Here is a 15,791-nt window from a genome sequence, read left to right on the forward strand (position 1 = left end):
TGTTACCCACAGAGTTATACACATTAGCTGTAATTTTTATCTTTTCAAACGTAGAAAAAGCGCCTTCAGACGCTTTTTCCGTTTCACTCATTTCTTTTTTAAACTATATAGAAGATTAAATACCTGCATCATCTCCTTAGTTATTCTCTTCATGAAGACCACACTCTCTTTTTAAGCCGAAGAAACGCGTTTCTTCTTCATTCATTCCCGGTTCCCATTTACGAGTGGTATGAGTGTCACCAACTGAAAGGTAACCTTGCTCCCACAATGGATGATACGGCAGGTGATTTTCTTGCAGATAATAATGTACATCTTTATTTGTCCAATCAATCACAGGTAGGAATTTAAACACACCATTTTGAATCGCTAAAATAGGTAATGCCGCCCGCGATTGTGATTGCTCGCGGCGTAGGCCAGAAAACCAAGTACCAATATCTAGTTCATCTAACGCTCTTCGCATCGGTTCTACTTTATTAAGGTGATTGTATTGTTCAATGCCAGTAACGCCTTGTTCCCAAAGTTTACCGTAACGCGCCTCCTGCCATGATGGACTTATCGTAGCGCTGAAGATATGCAGATTGAGATTCAGGTGATCCGTGAGCTGGTCAATAAATTGATATGTTTCAGGAAATAAATAGCCCGTATCCGTCAATACCACTGGTATATCACTTTTTACGCTAGAAACCAGATGCAGCATCAATGCGGCTTGAATGCCAAAGCTAGAAGAAAGCGCATGGGTTCCTTCTAGATTCTCAATCGCCCACATGACCCGCTGCTGTGCTGTTAACGTTTCGAGATAAGCATTTAATGGGGCAAGGTGTAACGTTTGCTCTACTTTAGTTAGCGCCAATAACTCGGACAATTTAGGAACTACTGGTACTTCAAGCATAGAAATCTCTCTTAGAGATGATCACCTCTTCTATAATGCCGGTGCGAATGGTGAAATCGCCAAAACCCTCATTGGATTGACGCTCTAGCGCCCAGCGGCCGACTAGATGGTCAATTTCTTCTAGGATCTGTTTATCGGTAATGTTTTCTTTATACATTTTAGGCACACGTGTGCCCGCTCTATTGCCGCCAAGATGTAGGTTGTAGCGACCGGGAGCTTTACCAACTAAACCAATTTCAGCCAACATGGCTCGGCCACATCCGTTCGGACAACCTGTGACACGTAAGATAATGTTTTCTTCTTTAGGTAACGCATGTTTTTGTAGGATCGTCTCTACATCCGTTACAAATTGAGGGAGGAAACGTTCCGCCTCAGCCATAGCTAATGGACATGTAGGGAAAGAGACACACGCCATCGAATTTTTACGTTGCTCACTCACATTGTCATTGATCAAACCATGCTGACGCGCAATCTGCTCAATCGTAGCTTTTTGTACAGCAGGTACCCCCGCTACGATGAGGTTTTGATTGGCCGTCATACGAAAATCACCTTGGTGGATTTTAGCAATTTCTGCCACACCACTCTTTAGCGGTTTATCAGGGAAATCGAGTAAACGACCATTTTCGATGAAAAGTGTTAAATGATGCTTACCATCGATGCCTTCAATCCACCCAATCCGATCACCACGTTCTGTGAGCTCGTAAGGGCGGCTGACCGCAAACTCAATACCAGCACGCTTTTCAACTTCGGCTTTGAACACATCGACGCCCACTCTATCGAGTGTGTATTTAGTTTTTGCATTTTTACGATTAGACCGGTTTCCCCAATCACGCTGAGTCGTAACCACAGCGGCGGCGACTTCTAAGGTTTTATCCAAAGGAATAAATCCGAAATCATCAGCACGACGCGGGTAAGTAGAAGTATCACCGTGCGTCATGGCTAGGCCGCCACCCACCAGCACATTAAAACCAACTAACCGACCTTGTTCGGCAATCGCAACAAAGTTTAAATCGTTGGCATGTACATCCACATCGTTTTGGGGCGGAATAACCACTGTCGTTTTGAACTTACGCGGTAAGTAGTTATTACCTAAAATCGGCTCTTCATCTGTAGTTTCTAGTTTTTCACCATCCAACCAAATTTCGGCATAAGCGCGCGTTTTAGGTAACAGATGTTCCGAAATCTTCTTCGCCCATTCGTAAGCTTCCTGATGCAGTTCAGACTCCACAGGATTGGACGTACACAGTACGTTACGGTTCACATCACCCGCTGTGGCAATCGAATCAATACCAATGCTGTTTAACGTTTGATGCATCAATTTAATGTTAGGCTTCAATACCCCATGAAACTGAAAGGTTTGGCGAGTGGTTAAACGAATGCTGCCATATAGGCTGTGCTCAGTTGCAAATTTATCTATCGCTAGCCATTGTTTCGGTGTGATGATCCCGCCAGGCATGCGCGCACGTAACATCACATTGTGCAGAGGTTCTAACTTTTGTTTTGCACGTTCGTTACGAATATCGCGATCGTCTTGTTGATACATGCCATGAAAGCGAATCAACTGAAAGTTGTCAGCACTAAAGCCACCTGTGATGTGATCTTGCAGATCTTGCTCGATCGTCCCACGTAAAAAGTGACTTTCACGTTTCAAGCGCTCGTTATCTGACAATGGGCCTAGCTCTTGTCCTAATACTTCTTGATGATTAGATTGTTGTTTGGTGCTCATTAGTACACATCCCTTTGATAACGTTTTGCTTTGCGCAGATCGTTGATATATGTCTCTGCCTGTTCACGTGATAACCCACCTTGCTGCTGTGCAATAACAATTAGTGCATCATGCACATCTTTCGCCATGTGCGTTGCATCACCACAGACATAAAGATACGCACCGTTTTGAATCCATTGCCAGACCAGTTCGGATTGTTCAAGTAATCGATGCTGAACGTAGACTTTCTCATGCTGATCACGGCTAAACGCCACATCTAGACGACTCAGCACACCGGATTTCAGATATTTTTGCCACTCAACTTGATAGAGAAAATCTTGAGTAAATGTACGATCACCAAAAAACAGCCAGTTTTTTCCTTTTGCTTCACGGTTATCACGCTCTTGAATAAAGCTACGAAATGGCGCAATTCCGGTGCCAGGACCAATCATGATAATAGGCACGTTATCATCTTGAGGTAGTTTGAAATTATTATTGTGTTCAATGAAAACCTTTACCTTGTCGCCCTCTTCTAAGCGCTGGCCAAGATAACTGGACGCTCCCCCAAAACGGTGCTCATCTTGGTGTGTATACTGAACAATGCTGACGGTAAGATGCACTTCATCTTCAACTTCGCTTTGACTTGATGCGATAGAATAAAGACGCGGCGTTAAACGACGTAATAAAGAGAGTAGCGCTTGGGCCGTCAGTTTAGTTTGCTTCTCTCGCAGTACATCAATCACTTGATGATGGCTCGCGTACAATCTGAGCTTCTCTTTATCCTCCACCAGCTCAAGCAGTTTCGTACAACCAGATAACTCAGCAAACTTGGTCACCATCTGAGGATTTGCAGCCGTAATTTCATATTTATGCATTAAAGCACTATGGATGGATAAACTTTCGCCATCGACGTCAACACTTTCGACACCCGATAGCCCAGTCGCAGATAACACGGCATTGACTAACTCTGTATCGTTTTCATACCATACTCCAAGCGCATCCCCAGACTGATACGTTATACCTGACTCACCCAAGTCAATTTCAATGTGGCGCACCTCTTTTCCTGAATCTCGCCCAGTAATTTTTTGACTCGTCAGTAAAGTCGCACTGTAAGGATTTTGCTTACTGTATTGAGATAGATGACTCGTGGTTTGACTCACGGGTAATTGCACAACTTGCGCAGGCGTACTTGCAAAAGCTTCTTTTACCACTGCTAATGCTTTGGCTTTCCACTCGGCGGCTTGATGTTCGTAATCAACGTCGCAATCCACTCGCTCAATAAAACGTTTGGCACCAAGCTGCTCTAAAAATGCATCAAAATCTTTACCCGTTTGGCAGAAAAATTCATAACTGGAGTCACCTAAGCCAATCACACCATATTGCAAGTGAGGTAATTTCGGCGCTTTCTTGGATTGTAAAAATTCATGCAGCGCTAATGCATTGTCAGGGGCTTCGCCCTCGCCATTGGTCGATGCAACAAAAATAACATGCGTTTCTTTCGCAAGATCTTTGCCTTTGTAATCACTCGCATCGAATAATTGAACCGCGATACCGGCAGCCTGAGCTTCTCTTTCCAATCCTTCAGCAAGGCCTTTTGCATTGCCTGTTTGAGAAGCGAAAATAATGGTTAATTGAGTCGCAGGCTCCGTTGATACTAAAGTGGCTGCTTGTGAGCTGGAAGTAGAAATGCTTGATGCTTGAGACTGACTGAGGCCCCAAAAATATCCGCTAACCCAAGCAAGCTGCTGCGGGGAAAGTTCTGAAATAGTACGCTGCAATCCGTTCAGTTGCGCGTCATTGAGTGGGCTAGCTAAACTGGCTAGCTCTTGGGGTATGGTATTTCCTGAAGACATGGTCACGACTTCCCTATTCATTGCGTGACAATAGATTAACCACTCTCTTTAATAACAAGAAAGAATAGATAAGTATGTTTTATAACTTTTTGGAAGTAGGCATTACGCTTAATTCTCTCATTTAGACTCGACTCGAACTTGCTTAAAACCCACCTCCATAGCCGATTTAGAGGCAAGATCCAGATCGGTATACTGGCATTCGTCACCCTGAGAATCGGTTAATAGCACGAACCCACCACGGCAATGCCGAAACTCGACTATCCAATGCCCTTCTTGGAAAGAAGGTTCAATAATGGCTTCGATAAGCTTGTTCTCACGATACAAGTCCCTTAACTCGGTAATCGTCATCACCACACCATTTTCACATTATTCACTCGTGAATTAAGCATGGTACATTTTGCTTATTCTGCTAAGAAATTGCGCAATAATATAATTATCAGTTATAAAAAACGCCACCTTGCAGAGGTGGCGTTTTATGGAAAATGCATTTAGCGCGTAAGTATCGAATCGATACTTAAAATTGAAATTCAGCCCCTAAGAACCAACCATCAACAAAGACAAATGAGTTTTTCGTTTTTGGGTCAAGTTCGGTGAATTCAAGATCAATCACACGATAGCCGCCACGCAATGCGACATTGCCAGCACGAATAGGTATGGAATACTGCAAACCCGCTAGTACATCTGCGCTTTTAATTCCGCCACTATCACCAAAATCAAACTGCCCAATCACATCAACTTGGGTATTGGGAATTTTAATTGTGGCATAGGCATACCAGTTAAAAGTCGTCTTATCAAAACTGTACTTCAAGCTATCTGGTGCTTGATACTGAGAACCACTATATTGAGTGAATGTAACACCCGCATCGAACGACATTAACTGTCGCTCTAACAGATTGTAATACAAGGTATAGTCGTACTTATCAAAGGATGCATAATCCGCCTCAAGCGTAGTATAACGAATACTCGCATTGGGCAAATAAGGTAGCTGATGCTCAAAAGCAACGTGGATTGAAGGTGTCTTCACATCATCACGACGAGTATTGTCGATTTTAGTGCTGCCCCACCACATGTCAGCGCCAACTTCTCCACGATAAAATGATTCTGCTTGAACCGATGCGGTTGACATCATCATTGCCACACTGACCAACGCTAACCAAATTGGTTTATTCATCCCTATTGCTCCCTATTTATTCGCTACTAATTCATGTTCTTAATTGAACGCGATAGTAGCATATTCCTGAAGTGAGTTAACGTTTCGTTGACTGCCACATTAGCGAGGGGTGTACACCACATGACGGAAGAACCAGACCCCCAAAACAATCACAATGATCCAAGGTAGTAGCTTAAACATCACTCCAATCATGCCTAGTAATGCCAATACTATAAAGCCCATGACCGTCGCAATAAACACAGTCGCCAAAGTGATGCCTGTCGCCAATAAAGTTGCAATAAAAACCAATAAGAAAATAAGTTCAAACATGATGTTTTCCTCCGTTTCTCTTACCACTAGCAGATATCGAGCCAACTTGTCATTACCACCTCTGATTTCAAGTCAAGACTAAAAAAATCACAGTTTCTTGGCCAATCAAGCACTTGAAAAGCAATATTTATTTCAATAAAAAAAGCCAAATAACACCGAGTCATTTAGCCTTTCTATTATTGGTAAAAATCACCACTTAAGTTGGTAATTTTTACACATTCAACTCTTTCGGAATTTTTGCTAATGCCGCTTGCACGACTTCAATTCCCGCACCTGGCTTATGCGCATTCTCACTGATATAACGTCGCCATTGACGAGCACCTGCCATATTTTGGAACATACCTAACATATGGCGGGTAATATGGCCAAGGTAAGACCCCTGAGCTAATTGACGTTCAATATAAGGAAACATCTCTTCAATAATTTGAGAACGTTTTTTAATCGGCGTATCCATACCAAAAATGGTCTGATCCACTTCCGCCAACAAATAAGGGCTTTGATAAGCTTCCCGTCCAATCATTACGCCGTCAAGATGCTGTAAATGCTCACTGACTTCAGCTAAGGTTTTGACACCGCCATTCACAGCAATGACTAAATGTGGGAAATCTTTTTTCAGCTGATATGCCCGTGAGTAATCTAACGGCGGTATTTCACGGTTCTCTTTTGGGCTCAAACCACTAAGCCACGCCTTACGCGCATGAATAGTAAACTGTTCACAGCCCCCTTTCTCTGATACCAATGAAATAAAATCAGTCAAAAATTCATAAGAATCCATGTCATCAATACCAATGCGCGTCTTCACGGTTACCGGAATATCAACTACTGATTTCATCGCTGCAACGCAATCCGCCACCAGTTGCGGCTCAGCCATTAAACAAGCACCAAAACGACCATTCTGGACGCGATCGGACGGACAACCCACATTGAGGTTAACTTCATCATACCCATACTGCTGGGCGAGTTTGGCACAATGAGCGAGATCTTGTGGATTTGAACCACCCAATTGTAACGCTACTGGGTGTTCCTCCTCGTTGTAAGCCAAGAAGTCCCCTTTACCATGAATGATCGCGCCTGTCGTGACCATCTCGGTATACAGTAACGTTTGCGAGGACAGCAAGCGATGAAAGTATCGGCAGTGGCGATCTGTCCAATCGAGCATAGGGGCTACTGATAGCTTACAAGGGTGAGTCATGATTTAGATATCCCAATTCAGTCAGTTTCAATGGCTAAACTTACAGCCAAAAACAAAGTTTGGCATTGTAATCGCTTCGAGTTTATAGCGCCAACAGTTCTTCTTCTGTATCGTTTTGCATCGATATAAGGTAATTTAAGTACTATTTTCGTTGCAAACAACGATCACATCGCTAACTAACTCCAGAAAATGTTGTAGGCTACAAGGCTATTAATCTGGAAATAGTATATTATTATTAAAGTCCAATGGTTATGGTGATGAATTTGGACCACAAGCTAACGAAACAAATAGAAGAACTATGCGCAGCGAGAGGAGTACGACTAACTTCTCAACGAAAGAGAGTGTTTGAACTGATTTGTTCAAGCAAAAAAGCATCCAGTGCTTATGAATTGCTTGAAGATTTAAAGCAAAGCGAGCCCCAAGCGAAACCACCAACGGTGTATCGTGCTCTGGACTTTTTGTTAGAACAAGGCTTTATTCATAGAGTGGAGTCAACAAATAGCTTTATTTCATGTTGCTCTTGTAATGCTAATAAGCATTTTTCACACCTATTAATTTGTGACAAATGTGGCAATGTTATTGAACTTCAAGATGATAGTCTGATAGCCTTGCTAGCAAGCAACGCTGAGAAACACGGTTTTAACATCGTTAATCACGTTATTGAATCTCATGGTGTTTGCCAAACGTGTTCCTCAAGTCTGAAAGTATAAAAACAGTAGAAGAAGGTTATGCGCGCTGAATTTGTAAACCCGTTTTTAGCTTCTTTAATGAACGTGTTAAAAACGATGGCTTCATTAGAGTTGAAGCCACAGAAACCTCGTGTAAAGAAAGATGAGATTGCCCGTGGTGATGTCTCTGGCTTGATTGGTATGGTTGGTAGTCAAAGCCGCGGTTCCATGTCTATTACTTTTGATGAAAGTCTAGCATTGGAAATCATGCAAAATATGTTAGGTGAACGCCCCAACGGTCTCAATGAAGAAGTGACAGATATGGTCGGCGAAATCACCAACATGGTGACAGGCGGAGCTAAACGTATTCTTGCCGAGAGTGGTTTTGACTTTGATATGGCAACTCCGGTTGTTGTCTCAGGAAAAGGCCACACGATTCGTCATAAATGCGAAGGTGCAATTATTATCATGCCGTTTACCTCTCAGTGGGGTAACGCTTTTATCGAAATCTGTTTCGAGTAAGCTCTTTCATTAAAGAAAAAAAGGTTGATACCGTTAAGTATCAACCTTTTTTATTTGGATAAAACCTTACTCACATCCAAGTAAGGTTTTGACGCATTACGCTTTAAATGTCTTAAACGCGTTAATCAAACCATTGGTTGAGCTGTCGTGTGAACTCACTTGAGCATCGTCGGCTAACTCAGGCAGAATTTGGTTTGCTAACTGCTTACCAAGCTCAACGCCCCATTGATCGAAACTGAAGATATTCCAAATAACACCCTGTACGAAAATTTTATGCTCGTACATCGCAATCAGGTTGCCCAAAGTGCGTGGCGTGATCTGCTTAACTAAGATTGAGTTGGTTGGGCGGTTTCCTTCAAACACTTTAAATGGTGCGATTGCCGCCATTTCTTGTGCTGATTTGCCCGCCGCTTTTAGCTCAGCTTCAACGGTTTGCTGCGTTTTTCCAAACGCTAACGCTTCTGTTTGAGCAAAAAAGTTCGACATCAATTTTTGGTGATGATCACCCGCTGGGTTATGGCTGAGCGCTGGCGCAATAAAATCACACGGGATCAATTTTGTTCCCTGGTGGATCAATTGATAAAAGGCGTGTTGACCATTAGTACCAGGCTCACCCCAAATGATTGGACCCGTTTGGTAAGTTACCGCTTGACCGTTACGATCTACGTATTTACCGTTTGATTCCATATTGCCCTGTTGGAAATAAGCGGCAAAGCGATGTAAGTATTGGTCATAAGGCAGAATCGCTTCTGATTCGGCGCCGTGGAAGTTGTTATACCAAATACCAATCAAGGCTAGGATCACAGGAATATTTTGCTCAAAAGGTGTCGCCACAAAATGTTGATCCATCTCATGCGCGCCGGACAGCAGTTCCACAAAGTTGTCATAGCCTACAGCCAATACAATGGATAGACCAATCGCTGACCATAGTGAGTAGCGTCCACCGACCCAATCCCAAAATTCGAACATGTTGTCTGTATCAATACCAAACTCAGCGACTGATTTCGCATTAGTCGACAGCGCCGCAAAATGTTTTGCAACATGAGTTTCATCGCCTGCTTCCGCTAAGAACCAATCACGAGCCGTATGTGCATTGGTCATGGTTTCTTGGGTAGTAAACGTCTTTGAAGCCACTAAAAATAGCGTGGTTTCTGGATTGACTTTTTTCAACGTTTCAACGATGTGTGTTCCATCAACGTTAGAAACGAAATGAAGATTGAGATGATTCTTATACGGTGCAAGTGCTTCTGTGACCATGTATGGGCCAAGGTCTGAGCCACCGATGCCAATATTGACAATATCGGTAATCGCTTTACCTGTGTAGCCTTTCCATTCACCAGAAATTACTCGTTCAGAAAACGATTTCATCTTCTCAAGTACCGCATTCACGGCTGGCATCACATCTTCACCATCAACCATGACCGGTGTGTTACTGCGGTTGCGTAACGCAGTGTGCAGTACGGCACGGCCTTCAGTTTGGTTGATCGCGCAGCCTTTCAGCATAGCGTCGATGGCTGACTTTAGTTCAGTCTCATTCGCCAATGCTTGTAAATGCTGTAAGGTCTCTTCGTTGATCAAATTTTTTGAGTAATCAACAAGAATATCTGAACCAAAACGAGTCGAGAACTTATCGAAACGTTGTGCATCTTGTGCAAAAAGCGATTTAAGGTCCATATCTTGCGCTGATTCAAAATGCGCAGTCAGTGCTTTCCAAGCGTTGGTTTGCGTTGGATTGATATTTTTCAACATGGTATCTATCCCGATGTGACAGTAGGTTTTATTCCTATCATTCCTAAACTCTGTTTCAAAATGATGGAATCCCCGATTGAGCAAAAAAAGAAAATGGTATCGACTGCCTATATTTGGAAGGCAACACGTCGTTATTCGTTTTGTGAGCGCCATTATGACGCAGCTTACCCGCTCTCATATTGAGTTAGGTCAGGTAAACCTAATGGGGGCATACTCTGGCTTTATTGATACGACATCTCAACACGAGAAGTGAGTTTCGTCACTAACTCGTAAGCGATCGTGCCGATGTGAGAGGCCACTTCTTCGGCTGGTAGCTCTTTTCCCCATAAAATAACCTCATCGCCCACCTTATCGCAGGCTTGTGGACCGAGATCGACCGTAAGCATATCCATTGAAACTCGCCCTGCAATCGGCACTTTACGCCCATTGACAACAACCGGAGTTCCATTGGGTGCAGTGCGAGGATAACCATCGCCATAGCCAATTGCGATAACACCAACCTTAGTGTCACGCAAGCTTGTCCAAGTGGCACCGTAGCCGACACTCTCTCCCGCTTTAACATCACGCACTGCGATCAAGTGTGATTTTAATGTCATTACAGGTTGATAGCCCAGCGCTTGCGCCGAGTTATCATCAAAAGGAGAAACGCCATACATAATAATACCTGGGCGAACCCACTCTAACTGGCTGTGCTTCCAAGCTAATAAACCAGCGGAGGCAGCAAGAGATCTTTCACCCTCATGACCTTTTGTCATTGCTAAAAATAGCTCAATTTGCTCAGAAGTGGTTGATTTATCGAGTTCATCGGCACAACCAAAATGACTCATATAACGCAATGGCTTCACTACGTTTTTACACGCTTGCAAACGTTCTAAAAAATCGGGATATTGTTCTGGGCGCACACCTAAACGATGCATTCCGCTATCGATTTTCAACCAAACATTGACTGGGACATCTAATTGAGCTTGCTCTAAGGCGACTAACTGCTCCTCACAATGAACAACGGTTTGAATGTTATTGGTCACCAATACAGCAAGATCCATCGGGGAATAAAAACCTTCAAGCAACAAGATAGGTTTTACCACACCGCTCGCTCTCAGTTGCAGCGCTTCTTCAATGCGCGCCACGCCAAATGCATCCGCGCCTAGTGCATGTTTCGCAACATGCCGAAGCCCATGACCATAACCATTTGCTTTGACCACCGCCATAATTTTACTGTTTGGTGCCTGCTGTTTTACTCGCTGTAGGTTGTGCTTTAACGCATCGAGATCGATGCAGGCGGTTGCCGCTTTCATGTAGCTCATCAAATTACTCATCGTCAAATGCAGGGCCTGCATAGTTGTCAAAACGAGAATACTGCCCTTGGAAGGTCAACCGTACAGAACCAATCGGGCCGTTACGTTGCTTACCTATAATAATCTCTGCGATACCCTTTAACGAACTATCAGGGTGATACACCTCGTCGCGATAAATGAACATGATCAAATCGGCATCTTGTTCTATCGAACCGGATTCACGCAAGTCGGAGTTGACTGGGCGTTTATCGGCGCGCTGCTCCAATGAACGATTAAGCTGCGATAAAGCCACCACGGGCACATTCAATTCTTTAGCCAGTGCTTTTAACGAGCGAGAGATCTCCGCAATTTCTAAAGTACGGTTATCTGATTGCGAAGGAACTCGCATCAACTGCAAGTAGTCGACCATGATGAGCGACAAACCGCCATGCTCGCGCGCAATACGACGAGCTCTAGAACGAACCTCGGTAGGCGTTAGGCCTGAGCTATCATCTATGTACATATTTTTCTTTTCCATGAGAATACCCATGGTAGATGAAATTCGTGCCCAATCCTCATCATCCAACTGCCCAGTACGAATTTTGGTTTGATCAACGCGAGAAAGCGATGCCAACATACGCATCATAATTTGTTCAGCCGGCATCTCAAGAGAGAAGATAAGAACCGGTTTTTCTTGCTCCATGGCCGCGTTTTCACACAAGTTCATGGCAAACGTCGTTTTACCCATAGAAGGGCGAGCAGCCACAATGATCAAATCAGAACCTTGTAAACCAGCCGTTTTCTTATTGAGATCAGCAAACCCCGTATTCACGCCCGTGACGCCATCTTGTGGTGTTTTATACAGCAGTTCGATACGCTCTAAAGTTCTTTCTAAAATCGAATCAACATTCTGCGGGCCTTCATTTTCGCTGGTACGCTCCTCAGCAATGGCGAACACTTTACTTTCAGCCAGATCGAGCAAATCTTCCGAACTGCGCCCTTGCGGATCATAACCTGCATCCGCAATCTCATTGGCAACACCGATAAGGTTACGCACCAACGCTCGCTCCGCTACGATTTCAGCATAAGCATTAATATTAGCCGCACTGGGCGTATTTTTCGCCAAGTCTGCTAAATAGGCAAAACCGCCGACATCTTCCAACTGTTCGCGACGCTCAAGATACTCAGATAATGTAATAAGATCGAGCGGCTTACTGGCTTCCAAAATAGATTTAGCTGCATCAAAAATTAAACGATGCGCACGGCTATAGAAGTCTTTGCTGACCACACGCTCAGCCACCGTATCCCAACGTTCGTTATCCAATAGCAAGCCTCCAATCACTGATTGCTCAGCTTCGATCGAATGTGGAGGAACTTTAATTGCGTCGACTTGTGCGTCAAACGGTTTACGATTTCGTTGATCTGTTCGTGGTGCAGCCATGACTTCGCTCAATACTATCTAATGACCGACCATTATAGCCAGAATAGATCATTTGTAATTATGTAAACGAAACTTTGTGTTTATCTCGTAGAGAATTAACCTCATGCTGACCAAACAGAACCGCCCTACACCTACTATTTCGCCCACTATTTTTTATTCACTTTAGGGGTGCTTCGTGTCCAAAATTTGGTTTCTTAGTTTTAGCCTGTTCGCGATGAGTGCAGCTTATGCTAATGAGGATCTTAAAAACGATACGGAAATCGAAGTTTCTTCTCCTTGGAATAGCCAAGTCGAATTGGGTTACCAAGCCCACTCAGGTAATACTGATTCAGAGTCATTGAATTCACGAGTCAAGACAGAATACATAACAGGTCGCCATCGAACCAATGGTGAGTGGAAATTGTATCGTCTTGATAAAAATGGAAAAGAGAATAAGCGGCAGGCAAACTATTCGCTGCAAAGTGACTATAAGTTAGCTTCAAAAGCCTATCTATACGCAAACTTTAACGGTGTTGATTCGAAATACAGCGCCTATTTCAAAGACTACACGCTATCTGGTGGAATGGGTTACCAATTGATGAATACCGACATATTGCTATTAGAGATTGAAATAGGGCCCGGTTTTCGTTACCAAAAACCCAACCTAGATGAAATATCAAGTACAGATATTGTATTTGCAAATACAGTCGAAGAAGTCATATTTCGTGGTAACTTAAAAGGTGTTTGGGCAACTTTCGATAATTTAACCATCTCCTCTGAACTGACTCTTGTCGCAGGAGAAAGTAATATCAGAACCGATAGCGAACTCATTTTAACCAATCACATTACTGATTCGATTGCGTTGAAAGTGAACTTGTCTCGCCAATACCACGATAAGGTTCCAGCAGGACTAAGTAAAGCCGATAGCGTCACTTCATTTAGTTTACAGTTTCGTTTCTAGGTAGTTTGAAGATAAAAAAAACACCAGCCAAGGCTGGTGTTTTCAATTCATCCGAAGACTGAAATTATTCAGCAACGATTTGAATTTTCGCAGTTGCAAACACTTCTGAGTGAAGTTGGATGCTCACTTCGAAAGAACCTACGTTACGTAGAGCACCTTCAGGTAGACGAACTTCGCTCTTAGATACTGCAACACCTGCCGCTGTAATAGCGTCAGCGATATCACGAGTACCAATAGAACCAAATAGTTTACCTTCATCGCCTGCTTTAGAAGTAATAACAACAGCTTCAAGAGCGTTAACTTGTTCAGCACGAGCTTGAGATGCAACAAGTTGCTCAGCAACTTTAGCTTCAAGTTCAGCACGACGAGTTTCAAACATTTCAACGTTAGATTTAGTTGCCATTACAGCCTTACCTTGTGGGATAAGGAAGTTACGAGCATAACCAGATTTCACGCTTACAGTGTCGCCAAGGCTGCCTAGGTTACCGATTTTATCAAGTAGAATAACTTGCATTGATTAATCCTCTTTCTTAATAAACGGTGCCAATTACTGATGTTTATCAGTGTATGGCAATAGAGCTAGGTAGCGAGAACGCTTAATTGCACGAGCTAGCTGACGTTGGTATTTAGCGCTAGTACCAGTGATACGGCTAGGTACGATTTTACCAGCTTCAGTTATGTAGTTTTTAAGAGTTGCTACATCTTTGTAATCAATCTCTTGTACGCCTTCTGCAGTGAAACGGCAGAATTTACGACGACGGAAGAAACGAGCCATGGGCTATCTCCTGATCTTAAATTTGAGTAATGTGGTCGGCATGTAGCACCAATTTACCTACGCCATTATGGCTAGTTTGGTAAGCGACAAAGCCACTTACGGTTATGGTGCTGCCTTGTACTAAGTGTTGAGTGAGATTCGTTGACCTCTGCCCACTGACAACTACCGGCATACGACAATAGACTTGTCTCGGTAAATCAGCTTCTATCACTGTTGAGCGATGTTCAAGCCAGAAACGGCAATGTTCAATACCCGCAGGACTTTGGCTTCGAATGGGAGGTTTTGCGACAGTGCCACTCAACTCCATCCGATTGGTCATCAAATCAATTACTCAGCGTCTGCATCGAAACGAGTTTCATCACGCTTAGAACGCTCTTCTTTAGCTTTCAGCATGATTGATGGCTCGGTGATAGCAGCTTTAGTACGCATGATCATGTTACGTAGAACTGCATCGTTAAAACGGAAAGCAGTTTCTAGCTCATCAATCACAGCTTGGTCAGCTTCAACGTTCATAAGAACGTAGTGAGCTTTGTGAAGCTTGTTGATTGGGTAAGCCATTTGACGACGACCCCAATCTTCTAGACGGTGGATAGTACCGCCAGTTTCAGTGATAGAACCAGTGTAACGCTCGATCATGCCAGCAACTTGCTCGCTTTGATCTGGGTGCACCATGAATACGATTTCATAATGACGCATCGGTTGCTCCTTACGGATTATTCAGCTTCCAGGTTTGGCTCGGTCGTCCATAGGAAGCAAGGAACGAAAAAAAAAGACCGAGAATTAAGGACGGCAAATAGTACAGAAACGAAGCAGGATTAGCAAGGGAAATGTACTAAGGGTCACATCAAACAAAAAGGGAAGCCTAAGCCTGTCTCTTGATCACAAGTCTGGTGAATCAAGAGACTTAGCCAGTTCATACCCTTCAAGGATGGTTTGTAACCTAAACCATCCTTGCCATAATGTCTTTATAGAAGCACGACCCGTTCGCTTTGTATTCTTCCAACCCCCTAATCGAGCAATACCTCTGTAAGCCCATGATATGTCCGGAGCTTCCTTCGGTAGCCCTTTTCTTTCTAGCTTTAGCCACATTAGCTTCCATGCTTTGCCTTTTAATATCGGCTCACAACTGCTCTTAGATAACTCATCTGATTCATTCATAAATCTCAACTGGAGCAACCGAGTCGCGATAAAAGCCAGAATAACGCTGAGCCTTTCTAAGTTATCTTTGCTTTGCATTCTCAATTGCTCGACTTGAGTGCCTTCACTTTTCCAGACTTTATGAAAATCTTCAATTAGCCAGCGC

General features: G+C 43.5%; 18 protein-coding genes. 3 read left to right on the forward strand and 15 right to left on the reverse strand.

Going from position 1 to position 15,791, the window contains the following annotated elements; genetic code table 11:
• Positions 1–136: 136 nt before the first annotated feature.
• The 7 genes from B9J87_RS08635 to dusA form a co-directional block, all read right to left on the reverse strand.
• Entirely contained in the window at positions 137–889 is a 753-nt protein-coding gene (locus B9J87_RS08635) for a phosphoadenylyl-sulfate reductase (protein ID WP_094150237.1), read from the reverse strand.
• Complete coding sequence (gene cysI / locus B9J87_RS08640) at positions 882–2,615, reverse strand: assimilatory sulfite reductase (NADPH) hemoprotein subunit (protein ID WP_088720751.1); 1,734 nt, start codon at positions 2,613–2,615, stop codon at positions 882–884. Before cysI ends, B9J87_RS08635 begins: the two co-directional genes overlap by 8 nt.
• Positions 2,615–4,468 carry an assimilatory sulfite reductase (NADPH) flavoprotein subunit gene (locus B9J87_RS08645; protein WP_094150240.1) on the reverse strand — a complete coding sequence of 618 codons (1,854 nt, stop codon included), beginning with the start codon at positions 4,466–4,468 and terminating at the stop codon, positions 2,615–2,617. The genes cysI and B9J87_RS08645 overlap by 1 nt, the downstream gene beginning before the upstream one ends.
• Before the next feature lie 96 nt (positions 4,469–4,564).
• Entirely contained in the window at positions 4,565–4,795 is a 231-nt protein-coding gene (locus B9J87_RS08650; protein ID WP_038149123.1) for a hypothetical protein, read from the reverse strand.
• A gap of 166 nt (positions 4,796–4,961) precedes the next feature.
• Positions 4,962–5,618 carry a TIGR04219 family outer membrane beta-barrel protein gene (locus tag B9J87_RS08655; RefSeq protein WP_019282801.1) on the reverse strand — a complete coding sequence of 219 codons (657 nt, stop codon included), beginning with the start codon at positions 5,616–5,618 and terminating at the stop codon, positions 4,962–4,964.
• Between the two features lie 99 nt (positions 5,619–5,717).
• Positions 5,718–5,927 (reverse strand): envelope stress response protein PspG, encoded by a 210-nt coding sequence (gene pspG, locus B9J87_RS08660; RefSeq protein WP_026027454.1) that lies wholly within the window; start codon positions 5,925–5,927, stop codon positions 5,718–5,720.
• Positions 5,928–6,138: 211 nt separating this feature from the next.
• Positions 6,139–7,119 carry a tRNA dihydrouridine(20/20a) synthase DusA gene (gene dusA / locus B9J87_RS08665; RefSeq protein WP_094150244.1) on the reverse strand — a complete coding sequence of 327 codons (981 nt, stop codon included), beginning with the start codon at positions 7,117–7,119 and terminating at the stop codon, positions 6,139–6,141.
• Positions 7,120–7,370: 251 nt separating this feature from the next.
• Between dusA and zur the strand changes: the two genes are divergently transcribed.
• Both zur and B9J87_RS08675 read left to right on the forward strand, forming a co-directional pair.
• Complete coding sequence (gene zur, locus B9J87_RS08670; RefSeq protein WP_017043301.1) at positions 7,371–7,829, forward strand: zinc uptake transcriptional repressor Zur; 459 nt, start codon at positions 7,371–7,373, stop codon at positions 7,827–7,829.
• Positions 7,830–7,847: 18 nt separating this feature from the next.
• Positions 7,848–8,309, forward strand: coding sequence for a chemotaxis protein CheX (locus B9J87_RS08675; RefSeq protein ID WP_017043302.1), 462 nt, complete (start codon positions 7,848–7,850; stop codon positions 8,307–8,309).
• 96 nt (positions 8,310–8,405) lie between these two features.
• Here B9J87_RS08675 and pgi read toward each other — a convergent pair whose 3' ends face one another.
• From pgi to B9J87_RS08690, 3 genes are all read right to left on the reverse strand, one after another.
• Positions 8,406–10,058, reverse strand: a complete 1,653-nt coding sequence (pgi, locus tag B9J87_RS08680) for a glucose-6-phosphate isomerase (RefSeq protein ID WP_088720748.1) — start codon at positions 10,056–10,058, stop codon at positions 8,406–8,408.
• A gap of 221 nt (positions 10,059–10,279) precedes the next feature.
• Positions 10,280–11,353: an alanine racemase gene (gene alr / locus B9J87_RS08685; RefSeq protein ID WP_197056815.1), complete on the reverse strand. Its 1,074-nt coding sequence runs from the start codon at positions 11,351–11,353 to the stop codon at positions 10,280–10,282.
• Positions 11,354–11,366: 13 nt separating this feature from the next.
• Positions 11,367–12,773 carry a replicative DNA helicase gene (locus tag B9J87_RS08690; RefSeq protein ID WP_013857915.1) on the reverse strand — a complete coding sequence of 469 codons (1,407 nt, stop codon included), beginning with the start codon at positions 12,771–12,773 and terminating at the stop codon, positions 11,367–11,369.
• A 175-nt stretch (positions 12,774–12,948) separates the two neighbouring features.
• On the opposite strand from B9J87_RS08690, the gene B9J87_RS08695 reads away from it, so the two are divergent.
• On the forward strand, positions 12,949–13,713 hold the full coding sequence (locus tag B9J87_RS08695; RefSeq protein WP_094150247.1) for a DUF481 domain-containing protein: 765 nt from the start codon (positions 12,949–12,951) through the stop codon (positions 13,711–13,713).
• Positions 13,714–13,777: 64 nt separating this feature from the next.
• Here the strand turns inward: B9J87_RS08695 and rplI are convergent, their stop codons facing one another.
• From rplI to B9J87_RS08720, 5 genes are all read right to left on the reverse strand, one after another.
• Entirely contained in the window at positions 13,778–14,227 is a 450-nt protein-coding gene (rplI, locus tag B9J87_RS08700) for a 50S ribosomal protein L9 (protein WP_013857917.1), read from the reverse strand.
• A gap of 33 nt (positions 14,228–14,260) precedes the next feature.
• Positions 14,261–14,488, reverse strand: coding sequence for a 30S ribosomal protein S18 (gene rpsR, locus B9J87_RS08705; protein WP_000090472.1), 228 nt, complete (start codon positions 14,486–14,488; stop codon positions 14,261–14,263).
• A gap of 16 nt (positions 14,489–14,504) precedes the next feature.
• The gene (gene priB / locus B9J87_RS08710) at positions 14,505–14,807 is read right to left on the reverse strand and encodes a primosomal replication protein N (protein ID WP_026027846.1); all 303 of its coding nucleotides are present in this window, start codon (positions 14,805–14,807) and stop codon (positions 14,505–14,507) included.
• Positions 14,808–14,815: 8 nt separating this feature from the next.
• Positions 14,816–15,184: a 30S ribosomal protein S6 gene (gene rpsF, locus B9J87_RS08715; RefSeq protein WP_013857919.1), complete on the reverse strand. Its 369-nt coding sequence runs from the start codon at positions 15,182–15,184 to the stop codon at positions 14,816–14,818.
• Positions 15,185–15,367: 183 nt separating this feature from the next.
• On the reverse strand, positions 15,368–15,791 hold a 424-nt coding region (locus tag B9J87_RS08720; protein WP_141201558.1), incomplete at its 5' end, for an IS4 family transposase.

Origin of the sequence: Vibrio sp. V19_P1S1T109 (genome assembly GCF_002241375.1) — a bacterium.
Lineage (GTDB): Bacteria > Pseudomonadota > Gammaproteobacteria > Enterobacterales > Vibrionaceae > Vibrio > Vibrio anguillarum.